Origin of the sequence: Pusillimonas sp. (assembly GCF_044464525.1) — a bacterium.
In the GTDB taxonomy this organism is placed as follows: domain Bacteria; phylum Pseudomonadota; class Gammaproteobacteria; order Burkholderiales; family Burkholderiaceae_B; genus Pusillimonas.
Map to the genome: position 1 here is coordinate 165125 of NZ_JBIQLE010000003.1, position 21065 is coordinate 186189.

The window sequence follows — 21065 nt, forward strand, 5'->3', positions numbered from 1 at the left end:
AATAAACGACTCATGCGCAAAAACATTCGGCAGCGCCGAAACACCCCGCATCCATGCCGCTCGCACGACGGGCGCCATATCTTGTACGCAGATTCGCGTGTCGCTCAAACGAAATTGCGGCACGGCAGTGCGGTCGCCCTTGTGCTCGACTATGGGATCAGCCGGCTGCTTGCCGGTTTGCATCAGCACCAGCACGGGCGCGTTGTTAGAGGGATAGCGATTGGTGAATTCGTAGGCCAGCGTGTCAGAGCCCGTGACAGCGCCCCTGACATCCATCAATTGAGCGGTTCCCTTGGGTTCCCAGGCGTGCTCTTCGGCCCGCATAAGCTGCACGCGCACCGGTGCGCCCACTTCGCGCGCCAATAGAGCAGCTTCGGCCGAGGCATCATCGGCGCAATTGCGCCCATAGCATCCCGAGGCATCCATGCGCACAATACGCACGGCTTCGGGGGGTAGATCAAGCAGCGTCATGATGTCGACGTGCAGGAAGTGCGGGTTTTGCGTGCCGCTCCAGACGGTGACTTTGTCGTCCTGGAAGTCGGCCACCGCGCAGGAAGGCCCGATGGACCCGTGCATCTGGTATGGCCACACATAGGTGGCCTGCAAAGTATCGGAACTGGATTCAAGCGCGTGATCCACATCGCCCTGCTCTTCCAGCACCCGCCGGGTCGATTCGGCTTTGCGCAAAACCACCTCGATGTCGCTCAGATCAACCAAAGGCGGGGGATTGCGCCATTCCACCTTCAAGAGCCTGGCGGCCTTGATGGCATGCTCTTCACGACGCGCCACCACGGCCACGAAGTCGCCTATCACTACGGTCTTCACGATGCCAGGAATGTGGGCTATTGAGCCCGTGTCCACTGACACCAGGCTGTGGCCTATCATGTCGCCCACATCGCGCCCGTAATAAGGCGGCCTCACCACGCGTGCATGCAGCATGCCGGGCAGCCGAAAATCGTGTACGAACACCAGGCCGCCACTGACCTTGGCGGGAATGTCGACGCGTGGAACGGACTGGCCGACGTAACGATAGTCCTTGGGGTTTTTTAGTGGCACATCAGCCGAAACGTCCAGCTCAAAGCGTTCGCCTTTGAGCAGGTCTTGGTACGGGATGCCCGTGGTACTGCCTGCTTGATAGACAACCCCGTCCGCCACGCTCAGCTCGTCAATCGGGCAGCGCAGCGCCTGGGCGGCCCTTTGCAACAAAATCCGGCGCACTTGAGCGGCGGCGCGACGCATGGGCACCGCCGCGCTTTGAATGGATGCGCTGGCCGTGGTGGGGCCCTGGTCAGGGGTTTTGTCCGTATCGCCCAACACCATGCGTACCCGACTCAACGGGACATCGAGCTCGTCGGCCACTATCTGCGAAAACGCCGTGCGCACGCCTGTTCCCAGATCGACGTGACCGTTGACCGCGACGACCTCGCCCGTGTCGGTAATGGTTATGTAAGTATCGACTCGGCCCTTGGCCACCAGGTTTACGGCATGCCGGGCAGGCGGTTCACCACGGGTGTTCAAGCGTTCGCGCGAAACCGGCTCTAGGTCGACCGTTGTCAGTTGCATGTCGCGCAACGCCGGATCGAAGGTACGGGTATTGCTCATGGCAAGGCTCCTGACATGCTTGCGGCGTGCCGTTCGCTTTCTGCGCGCACTCGCTGCACGCTTTGTTCAAGGTTATCCCAAGGCTTGTGCTGCGACGCATATTTTCCGCGCAGATACGATGCCAGCTCGGCAATTTGGTCGTCCTGCAACACATCGGCAAAGCCGGGCATATAGCCCAGAGCCGGATCCACAGGCTGGGATATGCCCTCGAGCACGATGCGAATCAGATTGTCGGGTTTGTCAGCGGTAATATTGGTATTGAGCGGCATGCTCGGACGCACGCCAAACAACGGTACGCCGGCCCCGGAATCGTGGCAAGCCGCGCATGCACCTTCATAAATGTTTTGTCCAGCCAGCGACAGGACGCGAAGCTCGGGCGACGCAAGGCGAGGTTCTTGCGAGCTTGTCTTGAGCGCGTCTTTTGCCTGGGCTGATTCGGGCTTGGCGCCCAAGCTGCTTAAATACACAGCCATCGCCTGAATATCGCTATCGGGCAAGCTTTGCAGACTGGTTATCACCGGCGCCATGGGGCCCGCGGCCACACCATGCCTGTCTGAGAAACCTGTACGCAGGTACTGAAACATATCCTGGGTGGTCCAGGGCGCGGTAACCGGCGCCGTGCCGTTCAGCGCCGGCGCATCCCAGCCGTCTACGACTCCGCCCGCCAGAAAATCGGAGGGGCCGTTCTTCTCGGCGCCCAGCGCGTTGCGCGGGCTATGACAAGCCATGCAATGCCCCGGCCCCTGAACCAGGTACGCGCCGCGGTTCCACACCGTGGATTGTTCGTCGTTGTAGACATAGGGCTCGTTCTTGTGAAACAGCAGGTTCCAATACCCCATCATAGGGCGCAGGTTATACGGGAACGCAAGTTTCGTCTCGGGGGGCTGTGATTTTACAGCCGGCTCGGACATCAAATAGGCATATAGCGCCTGCATATCGCCATCCGAGAACTTGGCAAACGACGTGTACGGAAACGCGGGATACAAAAACCGTCCGTCACGACTTATGCCTTCGCGCATGGCGCGATCGAAGGCCGCAAACGACCATGAACCCAAGCCGGTTTCCGGATCAGGAGTGATGTTGGTGGTGTAGATGGTTCCGAATGGCGTATCCATGGCCAGGCCGCCGGCGTTCTTCACGCCGCCTGGCGCTGTGTGACACGCCACGCAATTGCTGCCGGCCGCTATCAATCGCCCTCGATCAATGGCTTCGGAAGAATAAACCGACAAATCAGGCTTGACTGGAGGCACCGCCGGACGCCAGGGAACCGCGGCCAGGACCGCGCCGGTGACGCCGCCGGCCAGGCCGAGCATCCAACCCGCGGCACCCCGGAATCTGCGTCGTCGCCGGGTGTTCGAAGGTATAGGCCCTTCCCGCGTATCCATGTCGTCCGTTTTTAGGCTCAGGGTCGGATTCGTCAGGCTCAATTCGAACGGCGCTTCATAAAGCCGTACGCCCGTTGCATCAAAGATTGCATTGGCCACTGCCGCTGCCGCCGGCAAACTCAGCGCGGCGCTGGTCGACAACTTAGCGGGTTGCGCCAACGCCTTCTGGGCAGATGCGGCTTGTGTCGACACAGTACGTGGCGCCACGCCGGTACCGGCGATGGTTGATTTTGACTGTCCGGAAGCTGATGCGCCATCTTCATTGGCAAGCCACCGATCATGCGCGCTGCCTGAGCGCAACAACGCCTGCGCGGCGTTGGCCAATTCGGGTCCCCAACGCGGGTCGTCGGCGTTGGCAACCAGTAAATCATCAAGGTGATGTCCGACAGTGATGTTGTCGAGATTGACCAGCCCTGAAGCGTCGACGGACACATCCACAACCCAGGCGGCCCAGGCCCTTTGCGGAGGATCCAGAGACTCATCCAATTGCTGTACGCAAGCGAAGCCCTGGCCGCGGCGGACGACCGCGTCGACCGTGCGGGCGCCGCGGCCGCGCACGCCGTCACGCCAGCCTGCCGCCGCGGCAACCTGCTCTATCAAGGCGCGGCCGGCCGGATCCTGCAGTTGCCGCAAGCGCCATTGGATAGGGTCGTGGCCGACTTCACGCGCCACCTCATCCACGAATGACTCCTGGGCGAACACATCGGCGGTCTGTTGCGCATTGGCATCTATAGCGCTGTCGAGCCGGATGGTTGAAATCGAAGGCCCAACGGTGTGCAAAGAAAAATAAGCTTCCTGGGGTCGAGCGCCGCGGGCTGCCGAAGCTGATCCGAACCGCAGCGCCTCTTGCCCGCCCCGGGCGGCCACAAAGGCCGCGCTGGGGCGTAATGCTTCTGGCTGGCCGGACGTTGTCATCCAGGCTTGCAGCCGGCCTTCAGCATCGATGTCGGCGCTATGCTTTATTAACAGCATGGCGTCGTGGCCCGATTCGCGCACCGGCCATACGTGTACGGGACGCTGAATGACACGTGCCACGATGGCGGCGTCAAGCGCTGCATCATAGGCCGCCTGGTCGGTATTGGCGGCGATGTTCGTCACTGCCACCTTGGTCTCGGAGATGCCGAAGATCGCTGCAGCCTCGGCAATAATCTCAGTATTCCGCCCCGCTCCCAAAACGAGGGCCAGCGCGTCACCCGCCCATTCGGCTCTGCAGGGCGGGTCGGTGTAGACGGCCGCGTCATGCAACGGCGCACGCCCTGTGGGCGAGGCCATCGCATGCCACCGGTACTGTCGCTGAAATGCATGATCGCCGCCAGGAGAGCCCGCTATCGGCGGTTTAGCCACAACTGAAGGCCGCCAGGCAAGCTGCAAGGCAGCCGCCACCTGGAGCGCGGCTTCGCGGCTGCCGGCCGCCACCGCACAAAACTGTCCATCACGAACCAGTTGATAGTCCAGGCCCAGCTCTTTTGCGTGAGTTTCGTCCACGTAATCAAGCTCGCTGCCGACATATCTGCAGCCATCCCAGGCCGCATCCGGGGCTCGCAGCACTATTGCGGCCCAGGTATAAAAGTCGTGAGCGTCGTAAATTACATTCATAGCCCACCTCGGCCGCCAAGCCTGGCCGCCGCCAGCATCACCGCCTCGATGATCTCCACATGGGTTCCGCAACGACACAAGTTGTATTGAAGCGCTCGTTGCGCATCGTCTTTGCTTACGTGAGGTTTACTCATCAATAAAGCATGTGTGGCCATGATCATGCCGCTTGTGCAATAGCCGCATTGCGCAGCCTGGCTGTCGACAAAAGCCTGTTGCACCACGCTCAGAGCGTCCGGCGACCCGAGCCCTTCAAGCGATGTAATGCTGCGTCCCTTGGCGGCGCCCGCCGGAATCACGCAGGAACGCACCGCCATGCCGTCGAGCAGCACCGTACACGCACCGCATTCGCCCAGGCCGCAGCCATACTTGGGACTGTTCAACTGCAGATCGTTGCGCAACACATACAACAGTGGTGTGTCCTCGTCTGCCTCGACCTGGCTGACCACGCCATTTACACACAGCTCTAACATAAAACGCATACCTCGATACACCGATAAAAACGCAGACGCCGCCCAGCTTCAATATAGAGACGTACCATTTTTGGGGCAAACGATATAAACTGAGCTAGAGATCAATTTAATTCATCCGAAAGACCGAATGTCGCTGCCCCATCTTCCACTGACCGCCTTGCGTGCCTTCGAGACCTCAGCCCGGCTGCTCAGTTTCAAGAACGCCGCCGCAGAGCTGCATGTCACACCCACCGCCATCAGCCATCAAATCCGGCAACTCGAGCAGTACCTGGGGGTAGAGCTGTTCGTACGCATGCATCGCGGCCTCGCGCTGACGCCGGCCGCGCGCGCCTGCCTTCCCCATATTCGTGAAGGCTTCGCCTCGTTGCGCACCGCCGTCGACACGGTGCGCCGGCACAGAGACACCGGCCTGCTTTCGGTCAGCGCCCCGCCGTCGTTCGCCATGTCTTTGCTCATGCCGTTGACGCATGACTTTTTAGCCTCGCATCCAGATATCGATCTACGTGTAACAACCCGCATGCGCGAGCCGGCGCCGGATGGCGCCAACCCGCAAGACGAAGCCCACACATTCAGGCTATGGGCGCAAGAAAGTGACATCGTCATAGTGCTGGGCAAGGACGGGTTTGGCGACCTTGACGTCGAACTGCTTCTACCGCTGACAATCGAACTGGTTTGCAGCCCCGAACTGCTGAGTGCGGGCGGTCTTAAGCAAATACAGGATGTGGACCAGTTTCCATGGCTACACGACGAACGCGGCTCTAAATACGGCGGCGCCTCATTCTGGTCCCAGTGGCTGACGCATGTGGGGCATGAACCTGAAACCCGGCAGCAGGGCACCCGCTTTACCCACGCGGCATTGGCCATAGACGCAGCCGTGCGCGGCAAAGGTCTGCTCGTCACGACGCCATGTTTGTGCCGCAAAGAGCTGCGTAATGGCGATTTGGCGTCACCGTTCAATCACAGCATTGCCATCCAGAATTCATACTTCGTGCTCAGTCGGGATAGCCGCAAGCCCGCCGTTGAGCTCTTCAAGCGCTGGCTTCGATCAGCCGTTGACGCAAACGAAATCACCAACGGCCATTAGATGAATTTTTCTATTTCAAGCCGTGCAACGTTTCCCTCAGGTCGTGCCGTCCTCCCTCCTTCTTGAACCAATTTTGGTATATTGTGTTTATTTTGGTTTATCTTGAATTTTAAAAACTTGCGGCGTGTGTCCGCGATTCATCCTCAGTTAGGAAAAGCCATGTACACCGCCAAGGGCGCCCGCTCCCAAGATCAATCCCATGCCGACCTTGAAAGTGCGACGCCAAGCCTATTACGACAGCAAGTTTTAGAGCAGGATGCAGCCTTGCAAGCGTGGACCCGCCTTGCGGATGCTGCGTCGCTATCTTCCGAAACACCCTCCACGGGAACCCTGGCCGGGCTTGCCTTCGGGATAAAAGATGTCATCGACGTGGCCGGCATGCCGACGGGCTGCGGCTCAGCCGCGGCCGATGCTCGCCCCGTCGCCTTCGATGCCGCCTGCGTCAGCCAGCTACGTCATGCGGGCGCCATCCCGTTAGGCAAAACGGTAACCGCGGAATACGCATTTCGGGCGCCCGGCCCTACCCGCAATCCTCACAACACGCTTCATACGCCGGGCGGCTCCTCCAGCGGATCAGCGGCCGCCGTAGCCGCCGGCATGGTGCCATTCGCGCTTGGCACCCAAACGGGCGGATCCATCATCCGCCCCGCGGCGTTCTGTGGCGTGGTCGGCTTCAAGCCGTCATTCGAAGCTGTGCAACGGCAGGGGCTGAAGCAAACCTGCGGTTCCCTTGACGTCATAGGTTGGTTTGCAAAAGATGTGCCCCTAGCCCGGAGGGTGGCCGACGTTTTACTGCCCTACCCCTCTTTGCAAACAGGCCTCGCACCCCTGAAAAAGGCGGCCTTGATCCTGGATGCCTCCAGCCACCCACTGGATGACGACGCCAAGCAGGCGCTATTGGCTGCGTGCGATACCTTGCGCCGCCACGATGTCGTCATAGAGACCCCGGCCCCTTTCACCCACGCCGCAGAATTCGCGCGGTTGCACACCGTGATCATGGAGTTCGAGATCGCGCGCAACCTGCAACCCGTCGCAGACTTACGGCCGGACGAGCTTAGCAAGGGACTGTTGGAAACCATTGAACGCGGCTGGCGCATACCCCGCGCCGATTACACCGCGGCCCGATGTGCTCAACACCGGTTGCGACACGATTGGGCCTCGATAATCGGCGCCGACATCGACGTAGTGATAACACCCAGCGCGCCCGGCGCTGCGCCGGCCGGGCTCGATTCCACCGGCGCGTCTGCATTCAACAAACTGTGGTCCATGCTGGGCTGGCCCTGCCTGCACCTTCCGACCACCTGCAACGCCCAGGGGCTGCCCCTTGGCATCCAGTTAGTTGCGAATTACGAACAAGATCACCGGCTGCTCAGTTCAGCAGAGCTCTGGCATCCCTTGCTGACGTCGGCCTAGCGCTTTGCCCGGGCCGGCGCATCCAGTAAGCGATGGGCCGGCTCGCAAGGTCTTCTAGCGAGAGGGCAACGCCTCGAGGTACTGCTTGGTTTCGGCCAGACTCACCACGTCACCATATTTGGTGTCGATGTCGAATAGGCTTTGCTGATGGGATGCTGCCGAGCGGTCGCCCACGCCTTCGGCCACGACCATCGGCCTGACACCCAGTTGCACCGCATCCACCGCGGTGGCCCGCACGCACCCGCTCGTGGAAGTGCCTGTCATGATGAGCGTGTCGACGCCGTAACTTACCAGACGCGATATCAGGTCGGACCCAAAAAAACACGATGCGTACTTCTTGTATAACAAGATATCACCGTCGGAGCGGTCCAGCCTTTTGTCCAATTGGTAGCCCTCGCCGCCGACATGCAAGGTAGATTGCCCCCGCATCTTCTGATGCCAGATTCCAGCATCACGCACGTTCGCGTCTTCGTAGCGCACCATGCTGAAAATCACCGGCACGCCCTTCTGGCGTGCAACATGCGTCAGTATGTTCGTAGCATCGATCTGGGCGCTTAGGTCGGAACCCAATGGCTGGGATGAGTCGGTAAAGCTATTGCTAAGGTCGATGACGATCAGCGCCGGGCGCGTGCCGAAGCCAAGACGGCCCCCGAAGCCTCTTTCTTGAAAAAACTCGGCATCGCTCCGGTCCAAACTTTCGGCTAAGTTACTCATGTTGATTCTCTCTTCTATAAATAATTCAGATAAATAATGCAGTAGTTGCGGTTAATTTGCGGCGGCCTCGGCGCGCGCAGCCGAGTGCGACCTGGAACCCGCCCGGCGGCCCGACAACTCGCGGCCCTTGGTCAGGCCGTCCGGCCGCAGAAGCAGCACCACGGCCAGGAACGCCGCCAAACCAAGCGGCTGTACGCCGCCGGGCAGGGCAAGCGTTGTCGCGCCCACCTGAAGCCCGCCTTCGGCCAGCCGCAGCGCCTCGATCAGCAGGGACACCGCCACGGTTCCCGCTACCGCTCCTGTCAGGCTGCGGCTGCCGCCGATGATCAGCATGGCCAGCAGAATGAACGTGGCGTCGAGATACAAGGCGTCCGGCGACAGAAATCCCACGAAATGCGCATACATGGCTCCCGCCACTCCGCACATGCCGGCGCTCAATACGAAGGACAGCAGCCTCATCTTCACGATGGAGACGGCACAAGCCTGCGCCGCCGGCACGCTCTCGCGGGTGGCGCGCAGCATGAGCCCGTATCTTGACCGCTGGTATATCCATGCCAGCACGATGCAGACAGCCACCGCCAGCAGCGCCCAGAACGGCGTGACAAATGTCGGAATGCCGCTAATCCAGCTTGTGCCAGCCCTAACAGACGACCAGTTTGGAAACACGCTGTTCAACACCACGAGAAACCCGAATGTGGTGATGGTGGAAGCAAGGCCCGACATTCGCATGATGACCGCCCCCAGCATAAGCGCCAGCACCATGCATAGCACAGCCGCCAGCACCAGGCTGATTTCGAAGCCATAAGCGTGATTGCGCAGCACGTCGGGCAATGCGGACAGCATCATGCGTTTCCACATGGGGTCGAGCGTGACCCACGCCGCCGTGTAGGCGCCCAGGCACATGAAACCGACATGGCCGAACGACAACAGGCCGGAATTGCCTACAAACAGATAAATTCCCACCACCGCGATCATCCGGACCAGCATTTCGGTGACAGTGATGTGTTGGCGTTCGCCACCCAGCAAATATGTCAGGGCGACCACCAGCGCCAGGATCGATATGAGAGCGATCGGGGTGAAAAACGCGGGAGCGTTGAGTTTTTTGGACATGGCGGTTTAAATCCGTTCCGTCAAAGCGCGAGAGGGGAACAAGCCCTTTGGCCTGAAAACGAGAATCAGGATGATCAGCCCAAACGCGAACGCGTCCCGGAAGTCGCGCAGATCGGGCGGCAGCAGAGCCTGAAACAGCGACATGGAAACGCCGATGATGAAGCCCCCCGCCACCGCTCCGATCAGGCTGCCCATGCCGCCGATCACCGTGGCAACGAAACCGAAGATCATCAGCGGCAGGCCCAGGGTGGGCGACAACGCTCCCGTCTGCACAATGAACAGCAGGGACACTGCCGCGGCCAGCACGCCGCTCAGGGCGAAGGCGACGGCGATAACCCGGTTGCCTCTTACCCCCAGCAGGCGAGCCATCTTGAAATCGGTGGCCGCCGCTCGCATTTGCAGGCCGATTGGCGTGTATTTGAGCAAAATGCCCAACCCCGCCAGCAGCACGATCGTCACGCCTATGGTGACCAATTGAACCAGCGAAACCCGAATATCGCCCAGCATGATGGTCTTGTTCAGTGCCGGCCATAGATCGATGCCTTTTGGACGCGCGCCGTAGATCATCATGATGCCGCTCTGGATGAAATAACTCAGCGCGAATGAAGCGATCAGCAACGTACCGACGGACGCGGTCCTGAGGGGCTTGAACAGTACCGCATCCGAAACCAGCGCCGCGACGACGACCACCGCGCACACCACCAGCACCACTGCCGCCCAGCTCCATCCCACGAACAGCATGTGCGTCACGGCATCGGCCGTGGGCAGGATCAGGGCATACGCACCGATGGTGATGAAATCGCCGTGCGCGAAATTGATCAGCCTCAGCACCCCCATCAACAAGCCTAAACCCAAGGCCACCAGGGCATACAAGCTGCCCAGGCTAGCGGCGTCCAGAATCATTTGCATCAGACCACTCCCGCCCGGGCCTGTTCCGGCTGATCCAAGCCAAAGTACGCCGCCTTCACGGCAACCCCGTCGGACAATGATTGCGCGGAAGACGACAAGCGCATCCGTCCACCCCGCAGCACATGAATCGTATCGGCGTACTTCATGACCCGGTTCGAACTTTGTTCATTGATCAATAGCGTGAGGCCCCGCTTTTCGCGCAAGGCCAGCAAGACCCGGTAAACGTCGCCGATAACCCTGGGCGCCAAACCCAGCGAGGGCTCGTCGATCAACATGCACTTGACGTTCGTGAGCACGCTGCGCCCGATGACAAGCATTTGTTGTTCGCCGCCCGACAGCAGGCCGGCGTGGAAATGGAGACGTTCCCGCAAGCGGGGAAACAAATCCAAAACCATCTCGACCTCTTGCTTAACCGTTTTTCTGTCGGAGCGCATGTAAGTGCCGATCAACAGGTTCTCGTGGACCGTCATGTCGGAGAACACGTGCCGGCCCTCGGGTACGAAGCTGATTCCCAGGCGCGCGATATCTTCGGCCTTCCGGCCCAAGAGCGGCGCGCCACGGTATTCGATGCGCCCCTGACAAATATTGGCGGGAAGCGCTCCGGCAATAGCGCTGAGCAAGGTGGATTTGCCCGCCCCGTTCTGGCCGACGATGCAGGCCACCTCTCCTTCCAGTACGGTCAGGTCGACTTTTTGCAACGCGGGCGTCGCTCCGTAATTCACGCTCAACTGGCGGATGCTCAGCAGAAGCTTGCTCACTCATCCTCTCCGAGATAGGCCGCTATGACTTTCGCATCGTTAAGGGTTTGAGCCGGCGTTCCCGCCGCCAGTTCCAGCCCGCCGCTCATGACGAGAGTCCAGTCGCACACGTCGCGCACCAGCCCCATATTGTGTTCGATCAATAGCACGCCGCAAGACATTGAGGCCGCGATTTCCCGGATGAGCTTGCCCAGATGCGCACACTCCTCATCCGACATGCCCGCAGCGGGCTCATCGAGCAGCAGATAACTCGGGTCGCCTATCAAGGCGCGAGCCATTCCGACGCGGCGTTCATCGACATAAGGTATGGCGTCGGCGCTGCAATGCAGGTCGCCTTCGTAGCCCACCCAGCCAAGAAGATCGGCTGCCGCACCGGACGCCCGGCGCCGGCTCATGCCCAAAGCAAGGCCGGCGACCTCTACGTTTTCAAGAACGCTAAGCTCGCCGAACAGCCGCCCGCCCTGAAACGTCCGCGCAACACCTTTCTTTCGGGCGCGCTCGGGCGACCAACGGCCGACCGGCTTTGCGTCCAGGAAAATGCCGCCGTCAGACGGGCTCAGGAACCCACTGAGGCAATTGACCAGTGTCGTCTTGCCTGCGCCATTGGGGCCGATCAAACCCGTGACCCGACCCGGCGACATGCCAAGACTTATATTGGAAATTGCCGCCAGCGCTCCGAACCTGACGCTGACCCCCTCCACCTTGAGGCCCGTCGAGCAGGTGGCCGTGGCATGCGAGGCTACGGTGGTCTCAAACCGCTGCATGGCCGCTTAGTTGGACATGCGGTACAAAAGGTTTGCAGGCAGCGGTTCGCCTCGCTCCATAAGTTGAACGCCACTTTGCTTGCCATTTTGTATTTCGACAATTACCTGTTCGGGGGCGTCCTGGATATGCAGCTCGGGCGTAAAGCTGTACGGCCCCAGGAAAGTAGGCTCGTCCTTGTAGCTGTTCATCACCTCAAGCACGGCCTTTGAATCAAATGTGCCGGCTTTTTCAACCGCTTTCACCCACAACTCGAGCCAGGCATAAATTGCAAATGCCGATGGCTGGGTGATTTCTTTGCCCACACGCTCTTTGTATTGCTGTGCGACCTTTTGCACGGACTCGCGCGGATCGCCCACCACAGTGCCTTGCTGGCCCGTGTAGAAGTTGCTTAGATCGGGAACTGAGTTCATCCAGAATGTGCCTGCCATGCCCTGGCTGCTGATGATGGGAAGATCGATGTCGGCGCCGCGAATCTGTCGCAGCGCTGTCGCGCCCCCTGGAAGAACGGTGCACAGCATGATGAATTCGGCGTTATCGCTGCCAATGGCATTATGCAGCCGCGTGATCTGCGAGGCCAAAGAAGGGTCGCCGTTCTTGAATGTATCTTTGCCGGCCATCTTGCCGCCCAGCTTTTCCCACTGCCATTCGAAGCCGGCGCAAATGGATTTTGTGTACTCGAGCATCGTGTCAGTCAGCATGTAGGCCGATTTATAACCACGGTCTTTGAATGCCCAATTGGCTGCGTAAACACCCTCGGACTGGCCGGCCCTGCCCGCGCTGAATACGTATGGGCCGACTCCGACCGGACCCATCTTGGCGTCTCCGGCGCACAGCGATACTGCGATAACGTTCGCCCGGTTGGCCTGTAGCGCGGCCGGCGCGCCAAAGTCGTAATCACAGGACACCACTACCAGCTTGGCGCCGTCGGATAGAACCGCCGACCCCGCCTTCGAACCCTCGACCCGGTCCGACTTGGTGTCGGCGACGACCGGCCGAACCTGATGGCCGAGCACCCCGCCCCGCTGGTTCAACTGTTCGAGATAAAGCCTGGCCATCTCGACGCCCTCTTCGTCGTATGGCTCCATGAAACCGGATTGTGCCACTGCAAAACCCACGACAATTTCTTTTTGTTCCGCCGCCACAGGGCCCGCCACCAAGCTTGCCATTGCCAAGCCTCCAAACAGCAATGCCCTTTTTTTGTACATATTCCTATCCTTTTGCCGTGAAACGCATGTGTGACGGGTTAAATAGCGCAAAAAAACACTCGGTATGCGACTGCATACACAATATGCGAGCGTCATTGATCAAGCTACTAGGGTTTTCCCGTCCCAAAAGTCGTAATTTGTTCAAATTTCGGACCAGCCAACGGCGGCTTTGCCACTTGCGGCATAGATACTCAAGCAAACGGCGCCAGAAAGCGTGATGCGGGCCAGGCTCAAAGACCTATGGCCACACCACGCTCGTTGCGTTGCATGGAATGACGAGGGGGGTGCCGCTGCGTTTGCGCTGGCAATCCGCTGTGGCGTCCTGTGCCCGCCGCCTAGGAAGACGGCGGCGGGAATGTTGCGGCATCAGTCCCGCTTAGACGGGATAAACAACATCATTGGCCAGGATTTCGGTGTCATAAATGACCTGACGCTCTTTGAGCAGCAGGTGGTCGCCCGATCGAACAAAGGTGTCGTAGTAGCGGCCCGCCAAGTGAACCGTGGATGGGCCTTCGATGAGGGTTTGCATCAGCAGGAAGTTGGCTTCGGCTTCGATTTCCCCTTCGTCGCTCTGGCTGAGCACCCTGGTATTGGTCACGATGTGCAGCATATAGCGCGGGGCATACATCAGCGTTTCGTTGATAGCCAGGGCACGGTCATGCATGGCATCGCGGCCGTCGTCATAGATCAGGCCGACCAACAAGCCCAAATCGGCGTTCTCGCGCGCCGTTACACGATACATGGCATCTTCACAGAAGAACTCGGGCCATTTGTCGATCAGCTTGTTATCCAAGACGGCACAATATTCGGCATTGAATGCCTCGATTTCCGCTTTGAGTTTCAAAGCAGTGGCCGCATCAAGTTGCGCATGATTGTACGCATAGCTTTTATTCACGTTCATAAGCATTTTAAAACCCCATTACGCTGCGATAGTACTGGTACATGGCGCGAATCGCCGCTTCGGAAATAGGAGTGTTCGGCGTACCCACCTTGCCGGAGTCGAGCTTGACCACACCCAGATCCGTCGACGAGCGGCGTATCCCTTCCTGGGCGAATTTCATGGCCTCGTTATCTTCAATGCCGAGGAAGCCGGCCGGCCCCATCAGGTTGCCCTGGCGCAGGCGGTGACGGGTCATTTCCTCGGTGTCATCCTCGTAGCCGAACATCGTCCATTGCATGATCATGCTATTGGGGCCGTTCGGTATCATTTGACGAATACCCATAGTGTTCATTTCACGCTGCACGACCAGGTTGGGCCAGATCGTATGCATGGTGACGGACCATGGCGAGTCGAACTCTTTGATGAAATGCAAAATACGCTCATCGCGCAGGCGCAAGCCCTCGAAAAACGAGCGCATTTCTTGTTTGGTCTCGCTATCGACATCGGCATAGAGTTCGTCTTTTTTCGCAGACCCAATAAAGCTATGGCGGCCCAACTTTGTGTCAGTGAACATGGTCGACTTGCCGCCAGCGACGAAAAGCCCGAACACCACCAGGAACGAATGCAGCAAGGTCGCGTGGTACGGATCCTTGAGGTTCTCGTGGTACATCTTCCAGTTGCAGGGCAGCTCGTTGCGGTAATAACCAAGAACTTTCAATGGCTTGCCGGGAAACGCCACCTTGAAGTCTTCCAGCACTTCGGGGGTAAGGTATTCTTCGATTGGCTCCACCTTGTCTGAATACGAGGCGAATACCACGCCGTTCAGGACGGTCACGTTCAACTTGAGAAGACCATGGTCTTCGTTGCGGAAATCCTTGGGCATGCCGCCATTCTTATCAACGCCCCGCTTGAATGGCACACCCTGCAGATCGCCCTTCAGGGTATACGACCACTGGTGGTAGGGACAGACAAACTCTTTGGTGTTTCCCTGGTTTTCGCGGCAGAATTCAACGCCGCGATGCGCGCAGCGGTTTTCAAAGACATGGACGGAACCATCTTCGGCGCGCGACACCACAACCGGCGTGGCCCCTACGTACGACCGCTTGAAGTCGCCGACATTTGGAATTTCGGCCTCAAGAGCGACGAAGTTCCAGGTGTCGCCCTGGAAAATGACTTCCATTTCTTTGTCATAGACTTCTTGGCTGGTGTACACCCAATCAGGAATATAGTGCAGGCCGTCTTCGGGCCATACACATTCTGATAACGGGGCGTCTTTGTACCTTACGGTTTGCCCGGTAACGGCTTGAAATTGATACATGGAGAGCTCCTGTTAAGTTGTTAACATCCGGGTTCTTTGGCCGCCGCCACAGCTGCCTTGGCGTAAGCGCGCAATGCTATGGCGGTATTTGTGAATTGGGTGATGTCGATGGGCAAGGCGCCCTCAAGCAGAGGCCTGATGGCCCGAAGTTCGCCGCCGGCATTGACGGCAAGAGCTTGGCATGCCTTGCCATCTCGCAGCCCAAGCATGATGAAGCTGGGCGCGCCCTGATCCGGCTCGGGTTCACCTCGCACAATGTATTCGCACTGGGCTTGGGGCAAGCCAAGCATTTGTATGTTGCAGTCGAACTGGTCGGTCCAGAACCAAGGAAAAGCGGCAGGCTTGGACGGCTGGCCAAGAATGGCAGCCGCCGCGATACGCGCTTGCTCATTGGCGTTCTGCCACGACTCCAAACGCAACGCCGTACTTTGGCCATTGCGTTTTTGGCTGGTGCAGTCGCCGGCGGCATAGATTCCGGGCGCGCTGCTGCGGCACTGCTCGTCGACAAGCACGCCCCCGTTCGTCTCATCCACGTCCAGGCCGGCGGCCCTGGCAAGCGAGTTGTTCGCGGTGAGTCCGATGGCCACCAAAATGGTATCGGCCTGCAAAACTGTGCCGTCGGCCAGCGAGATGACCGCCATGCCGCTGTCGCCGCCTGACAAATCCACGTCTTGAATAGACTGGCCCAAGTGCAGGGCGGCGCCCGAACGGGCGGCACGGCCTTGCAACCAGCCCGAAAACTCCGGGGGAACTACGCGCGCAAGGACTCGGTCGGCGGATTCAATGATACTGACTTTCGCCCCCAGGCCTACGGCGGTCGAAGCGACTTCAAGGCCAAGAAAACCACCCCCGACAATGACCACGTGCTTGCTGCGATCCATGCAGCCCCGCAAGCGCCGGGCATCATCCAAGGTGCGCAAATAGTGCACAAACGGAGACTGCGCCGGCAATGAAGGCAAGGTGCGCGCCACGCCCCCAGTGGCCAGCAAGCAGCGATCAAACGACAGCTGCGCGCCATCGGACAACACTGCCTGGCGATTGCCGACGTCCAACTGAGTGACCCGCAAGCCCAAGCGCAGATCGATATCGCCGTTGGAGAAAAACTCGGCATCCTTTATATGAAGAGCCGGCTCCTCGTCGGCGCCGGCGGCCAACACCGCTTTGGAAAGCGGCGGGCGCTCATACGGAGGATGAAGTTCATCGCCCACCAGCGTGATCGCGCCTGTATAGCCCAGGTCGCGCAGCGAGGCCGCCGCCACTGCGGCAGCCTGTCCCGCACCTACAACAAGAATCGACGAAATATTTGACATGAGCTAGCGCAAATTTGAACGCCTTGGCATCGTTGACGTTCAGAGGGCGACGAAAATATCGTCGCCTTCGGTTTTGACGGGATAGGTTTGAATATCGACGGTTGCGGGCGCGCACATGGCTTTGCCGCTGCGAAGGTCGAACTTGGCCTGGTGCAAGGGGCATTCGATACAGCCATCTTCAAGATAGCCGTCGGACAACAACGCATACTGATGTGTACAGACGTTGTCCGTAGCGAAATATTCGCCCTCGGTATGGTGCAAGGCCAACTGCTTGCCCTCGACATCAATCGCGAGGGATTCGTCCTCGGACACCTGGTCGGTGGTGGCTATTTTGATCCAATTCATAGGTTTCCAATGTTACGTATACTGATGGATATGGTCAGTATACTGTTGATTTTTTTAGGCGAAACATTGGGGTTTTCACTAGGTAGGATATCAAGAGGTCCTCGTTCTTGGTCGTTGACATCCAGCAAATTTCATCAGTACACTGCGCAAAAGCTCAGCCCGCTGATGCTGATGACGCGAGTAGCATTCACAGCATAAAACTGAGTAATCATCGGCCTCTTGGGAGCGAAATGTCCACCACCAAAAAGTCGCGGTTAGATTCGTCGTCAGACCACGCAAACAACTCCGGTAACGATATGGTTGCCGATATGTTCAGCCAGGGCCTTTGGTCACGGCCGGGCTTTCTGGTACGCCGGCTGCATCAGATTCACTACGCCCTGTTCCTGGAAGAGTGCAAGGATGAAAACATCACTCCGGTTCAGTACGGCATCCTGACCGTCTTGGCGGTTGAGCCGTGGATGGACCAGACCGCCATCAGCTATGAAGTCGGCATTGACAGAACTACTTCGGCCGACGTCATTCGTCGCCTGGAAGAAAAAGGCTGGCTTGAGCGCCGCACCAACCCCACTGATCGCCGCTCCCGCCAGGCGCGGGTAACCGACGAGGGCCTGAAGGTGATGGAAATGCTTAAAACCAGCCTGGTGCGTTCACAGCAACGCCTGCTGCAGCCCCTTTCGACTGCCGATCGCAAAACCTTCATGAGGCTGCTGACAGAGGTGGTTATGGCCAACAACCAGCATGGCAGGGCCGAGCTCAAGAAACCGTAGCCGGCGGCGACGACGCAACGGGTTACCGCGACCGAATCAACAGCTTCAGCACAGCCTGTCCGCCTTATGGCGAATTGCCTGGCGGAGCGGCCCAAGTACATCAATCGAGGAGAACACCAGTGGGACGAATTCGTAAAATTGCTATTGAAGAACACTTTACCGCAGTCGCGTTTGACGATTATCGGAAAGGGTTTTCAAGCCTGGTTCCGCTGGAATCGCTTCAGGCCCTGCATCGGCAACTATCGGATTTCGATGATCTGCGGATCAAGGAAATGGACGCAGCGGGCGTTGATTATGTGATTCTTTCAGAGAATGCGCCCGGCATTCAGTGGATACAGGATACCGACACGGCAATCGCCCGTGCGCGAGAAAGCAACGACTACCTGGCCTCTCGCGTCGCCCGCAACCCTGATCGTTTCGGCGCATTCGCCGCGCTGCCCATGCAAGACCCGCATGCCGCCGTGCAAGAACTCGAACGCACCGTCAAGACCATGGGATTCAAAGGCGCGCTGGTCAATGGCCATACCAACGGCGTGTACTATGACGATCCGGCCTACGATGTGGTGTGGGAAAGCCTGCAGGCACTGGACGTTCCCTTTTACCTGCACCCCTTCAACATTTACGGACAAATCCATGCCTACGATGGCCATCCCGTCATTGCCGGAGCGGCTTGGGGCTGGGGAGTGGAAACCGCCACTCATGCATTGCGCTTGTTATTCGGCGGCGTGTTCGATCGCTTCCCCGGCGTCAAGCTGATTCTGGGGCATATGGGCGAAGGGCTGCCTTTCCAAAGGTGGCGTTTCGATAGCCGCTTCGCCGCCTACCCCAACGGCATAACGCTAAATCGCGCCCCCTCGGAGTACATCGGCTCCAACATCGTCATCACTACATCCGGAGTTTGCTCTCCGGCCGCCCTGATGGGCGCCATCGGCGAGATGGGCGCCGAAGCGGTCATGTTCTCTGTCGATTACCCATACGAATCCAGCTCGGTGGCGGCTGACTTCATTGAAAAGGCCCCGATGGACGAACATACCCGCGCCTTGGTCTGCTACGGGAACGCTGAACGCCTGTTCAAACTTTGAGCCCGGCGAAAACCGCAGGCCACCGTCTGGACGATGCTCACGCGCGACAATGTTTCGAATATGGTCGTTCGTGACGCCTCGTTCGTGGTGCTCGGTTCGTGATACGCGAGGCGTGGTTTGTAGTCGGCGCCCAACGCTCAAGATACTTCCGCGCCTACGCCGCCCAAGTCAAACTGCCCGCCAGGATTTCCCTGGCGGGCAGTTTTTATGGGGCGGCCCTGAAGCCGCAGTTACAAGCACATGCGGAGCTTACTGGGCGGCTGGCACGACGGCAGTGACTTCGATCTCGACCTTGGCGCGGTCTTCGACCAGATCAGCCACCTGAACCGCAGTCATGGCCGGGAAATTGCGGCCGATGATTTCGCGATAATGCTGGCCGATCTCGCGTAGCGAGGCGACGTATTCTTTCTTGTCGACCACATACCAGGTCATGCGCGTGATGTGCTCGGGACCGGCGCCGCCTTCTTTGAGGATGGCCACGATGTTGCGCAGCGTCTGGCCGACCTGATCGGCCAGGTCGTCGGTTTCGAACTGTTGTTCGGCATTCCAGGCGACCTGGCCGCCCACGAAGATGATGCGGCTGCCGACGGTCAGCTCATTCATGATGCCGTTGGAATAACCGCGCGGGGGAGCCCAGTCGGATGGTTGCAGGATCTTCATTTATTCCTCTCGTAAAAAAGAAAAAACTTATTGCTTGCGCAGTACGAAGCGCTGGAGTTTGCCTGTTTCGGTTCGCGGCAGTGCCGCGACGAATTCAATGGCGCGTGGATACTTATACGGAGCGATCTGGGCCTTTACGTGGTCTTGCAGCGTCTTGACCATGGCATCGCCCTCGTCGAAGCCCGGCTTGAGCACCACGAAGGCCTTCACGATATTGCCGCGCTGATCGTCGGGCACGCCGATGACGCCGCACTCGGCCACGGCCTTGTGGCTAAGTAGGGCATCTTCGACTTCAGGCCCCGCGATGTTGTAGCCCGCCGAGATGATCATGTCATCGTTGCGTGCCTGATAGAAGAAATAGCCGTCGTCGTCTTGAATGAAAGTGTCGCCGGGCAGGTTCCACCCCTGCTGCACAAAGACGCGTTGACGCTCATCGTCAAGATAACGGCAACCAGTGGGCCCCTTGACCACCAGGCGGCCGACCGTGCCATTGGGCACTGGCTTGAGATCTTCATCGACAACCTGGGCCACATAGCCGGGCACGACGGTGCCGATAGCCCCTCGGCGCACGTCTTCCGGCGCGCTGGCGACAAACACGTGAATCATCTCGGTGCCGCCAATGCCGTCGATCATCTCGATGCCGCTAGCCTGCTTCCAGAGTTGGCGCGTTGCATCGGGCAAGGCCTCGCCGGCGGATACAGTCTTTTTAAGCGAAGACAGGTCGTATTTGGAAACGCGCTCGGCCATCTGCCTGTAGAACGTGGGCGCGGTGAAGGTCATGGTCACGCCGAAATCCTGGATGGTGTCCAGCAACAGATCGGGCGTGAGCTTTTCCATCAGCACCGTCGAGCCGCCCACCCGCAAGGGAAAACACAACAGCCCGCCCAGGCCGAAAGTAAAGGCCAGTGGCGGAGTGCCGCATACGACCTCATCGGGCGTCATGCGCAGCACGTGCTTGGAGAAGGTGTCGCACATGGCCAGCACATCGCGATGGAAATGCATGCAGCCCTTGGGCTTGCCCGTGGTGCCACTGGTAAAGGCAATGAGGCAAACGTCGTCAACGGCCGTATCGCAGGGCGTGAACCGGGCCGGCTTGGATTTGGCGATGTTCTCGAGCGAATCGTGGCCGTCGTCATGAAAGTAACGCACCTCGGTAAGCTCGGGGCAATATGCGGCATGCGATTTGTCGAAGCAATGCTCGAGCTCTTCAGACAGACGCTTGTCGCACAAAACGGCCGAAATGCGGGCTTTCTCGATAATGGGCTTGAGCTCGATGGCGCGCAGCAACGGCATGGTGGGAACCACCACCAGCCCGGCCTTGACGACCGCCAGCCACGACGCCGCCATCATCACGTTGTTGGGCCCGCGCAGCAGCACCCGGTTGCCGGGCGCCAGCTTCATGTCTTCGATCAGGACATGAGCAATACGATTGGTCAGCTCGGCCAATTCGCGATAGCTCATGGTGCGCTTGTCACCGTTCTCTTCGCGCCAGCGCAAGGCGACGCGGTCGCCATCGCCTCGCTCGACATGAGCGTCGACCAGATCTACGACGCAATTGAGCCGGGCCGGATACGCGACGTCGGGGTTGCCTTCCAGCAAAAATTCCGGCCATTCCGCGTCAGGCGGTAGATGGTCTCGTGCGAAGGTGTCTTGATGGGCAGAGCGTTCCATATTTTGTCTCCTGGTTGATCG

The 21065-nt window shown here is 59.2% G+C and carries 19 protein-coding genes; 4 read left to right on the plus strand and 15 right to left on the minus strand.

Translation table 11 applies throughout. The annotated features are described in order from the left end of the window. From ACIY1O_RS03090 to ACIY1O_RS03100, 3 genes are all read right to left on the minus strand, one after another. Nucleotides 1-1602, minus strand: a 1602-nt coding sequence (locus ACIY1O_RS03090) for a xanthine dehydrogenase family protein molybdopterin-binding subunit (RefSeq protein WP_397473608.1), incomplete at its 3' end; no start/stop codon positions are given. Further along, nucleotides 1599-4583 (minus strand): c-type cytochrome, encoded by a 2985-nt coding sequence (locus ACIY1O_RS03095; protein ID WP_397473609.1) that lies wholly within the window; start codon nucleotides 4581-4583, stop codon nucleotides 1599-1601. The genes ACIY1O_RS03095 and ACIY1O_RS03090, both read right to left, overlap by 4 nt. Then, the gene (locus ACIY1O_RS03100) at nucleotides 4580-5062 is read right to left on the minus strand and encodes a (2Fe-2S)-binding protein (protein WP_397473610.1); all 483 of its coding nucleotides are present in this window, start codon (nucleotides 5060-5062) and stop codon (nucleotides 4580-4582) included. The genes ACIY1O_RS03095 and ACIY1O_RS03100 overlap by 4 nt, the downstream gene beginning before the upstream one ends. A 118-nt stretch (nucleotides 5063-5180) precedes the next feature. Between ACIY1O_RS03100 and ACIY1O_RS03105 the strand changes: the two genes are divergently transcribed. Together ACIY1O_RS03105 and ACIY1O_RS03110 are read left to right on the plus strand one after the other, a co-directional pair. Next, nucleotides 5181-6137, plus strand: coding sequence for a LysR substrate-binding domain-containing protein (locus ACIY1O_RS03105; protein ID WP_397473611.1), 957 nt, complete (start codon nucleotides 5181-5183; stop codon nucleotides 6135-6137). Between the two features lie 159 nt (nucleotides 6138-6296). After that, nucleotides 6297-7550: an amidase gene (locus tag ACIY1O_RS03110; RefSeq protein ID WP_397473612.1), complete on the plus strand. Its 1254-nt coding sequence runs from the start codon at nucleotides 6297-6299 to the stop codon at nucleotides 7548-7550. Nucleotides 7551-7604: 54 nt separating this feature from the next. On the opposite strand, the gene ACIY1O_RS03115 is transcribed toward ACIY1O_RS03110, so the two are convergent. The 10 genes from ACIY1O_RS03115 to ACIY1O_RS03160 all read right to left on the minus strand — a co-directional run bounded on the left by ACIY1O_RS03115 (nucleotide 7605) and on the right by ACIY1O_RS03160 (nucleotide 16864). Continuing rightward, nucleotides 7605-8264: an isochorismatase family protein gene (locus ACIY1O_RS03115; RefSeq protein WP_397473613.1), complete on the minus strand. Its 660-nt coding sequence runs from the start codon at nucleotides 8262-8264 to the stop codon at nucleotides 7605-7607. Between the two features lie 51 nt (nucleotides 8265-8315). Next, on the minus strand, nucleotides 8316-9374 hold the full coding sequence (locus ACIY1O_RS03120; RefSeq protein WP_397473614.1) for a branched-chain amino acid ABC transporter permease: 1059 nt from the start codon (nucleotides 9372-9374) through the stop codon (nucleotides 8316-8318). Between the two features lie 6 nt (nucleotides 9375-9380). Further along, nucleotides 9381-10283 carry a branched-chain amino acid ABC transporter permease gene (locus ACIY1O_RS03125; protein WP_397473615.1) on the minus strand — a complete coding sequence of 301 codons (903 nt, stop codon included), beginning with the start codon at nucleotides 10281-10283 and terminating at the stop codon, nucleotides 9381-9383. After that, entirely contained in the window at nucleotides 10283-11041 is a 759-nt protein-coding gene (locus ACIY1O_RS03130; protein WP_397473616.1) for an ABC transporter ATP-binding protein, read from the minus strand. The genes ACIY1O_RS03125 and ACIY1O_RS03130 overlap by 1 nt, the downstream gene beginning before the upstream one ends. Next, the gene (locus tag ACIY1O_RS03135; protein ID WP_397473617.1) at nucleotides 11038-11805 is read right to left on the minus strand and encodes an ABC transporter ATP-binding protein; all 768 of its coding nucleotides are present in this window, start codon (nucleotides 11803-11805) and stop codon (nucleotides 11038-11040) included. Before ACIY1O_RS03135 ends, ACIY1O_RS03130 begins: the two co-directional genes overlap by 4 nt. Nucleotides 11806-11811: 6 nt before the next feature. Beyond that, nucleotides 11812-13011 (minus strand): ABC transporter substrate-binding protein, encoded by a 1200-nt coding sequence (locus ACIY1O_RS03140; protein WP_397473618.1) that lies wholly within the window; start codon nucleotides 13009-13011, stop codon nucleotides 11812-11814. A gap of 376 nt (nucleotides 13012-13387) precedes the next feature. Next, nucleotides 13388-13912, minus strand: a complete 525-nt coding sequence (locus ACIY1O_RS03145) for an aromatic-ring-hydroxylating dioxygenase subunit beta (RefSeq protein WP_397473619.1) — start codon at nucleotides 13910-13912, stop codon at nucleotides 13388-13390. Nucleotides 13913-13919: 7 nt separating this feature from the next. Next, nucleotides 13920-15209, minus strand: coding sequence for an aromatic ring-hydroxylating oxygenase subunit alpha (locus tag ACIY1O_RS03150; RefSeq protein WP_397473620.1), 1290 nt, complete (start codon nucleotides 15207-15209; stop codon nucleotides 13920-13922). A 20-nt stretch (nucleotides 15210-15229) separates the two neighbouring features. Further along, nucleotides 15230-16519, minus strand: coding sequence for an NAD(P)/FAD-dependent oxidoreductase (locus ACIY1O_RS03155; RefSeq protein WP_397473621.1), 1290 nt, complete (start codon nucleotides 16517-16519; stop codon nucleotides 15230-15232). A 39-nt stretch (nucleotides 16520-16558) separates the two neighbouring features. Further along, nucleotides 16559-16864 carry a non-heme iron oxygenase ferredoxin subunit gene (locus ACIY1O_RS03160; protein ID WP_397473622.1) on the minus strand — a complete coding sequence of 102 codons (306 nt, stop codon included), beginning with the start codon at nucleotides 16862-16864 and terminating at the stop codon, nucleotides 16559-16561. Between the two features lie 296 nt (nucleotides 16865-17160). On the opposite strand from ACIY1O_RS03160, the gene ACIY1O_RS03165 reads away from it, so the two are divergent. Together ACIY1O_RS03165 and ACIY1O_RS03170 are read left to right on the plus strand one after the other, a co-directional pair. After that, entirely contained in the window at nucleotides 17161-17631 is a 471-nt protein-coding gene (locus ACIY1O_RS03165; RefSeq protein ID WP_397473635.1) for a MarR family winged helix-turn-helix transcriptional regulator, read from the plus strand. Between the two features lie 119 nt (nucleotides 17632-17750). After that, nucleotides 17751-18713 carry an amidohydrolase family protein gene (locus ACIY1O_RS03170; RefSeq protein WP_397473623.1) on the plus strand — a complete coding sequence of 321 codons (963 nt, stop codon included), beginning with the start codon at nucleotides 17751-17753 and terminating at the stop codon, nucleotides 18711-18713. Nucleotides 18714-18962: 249 nt separating this feature from the next. Here the strand turns inward: ACIY1O_RS03170 and ACIY1O_RS03175 are convergent, their stop codons facing one another. Both ACIY1O_RS03175 and ACIY1O_RS03180 read right to left on the minus strand, forming a co-directional pair. Continuing rightward, nucleotides 18963-19373, minus strand: coding sequence for a RidA family protein (locus ACIY1O_RS03175; protein WP_397473624.1), 411 nt, complete (start codon nucleotides 19371-19373; stop codon nucleotides 18963-18965). Between the two features lie 27 nt (nucleotides 19374-19400). Further along, nucleotides 19401-21044, minus strand: coding sequence for an AMP-binding protein (locus tag ACIY1O_RS03180; protein ID WP_397473625.1), 1644 nt, complete (start codon nucleotides 21042-21044; stop codon nucleotides 19401-19403). Nucleotides 21045-21065 lie beyond the last annotated feature (21 nt).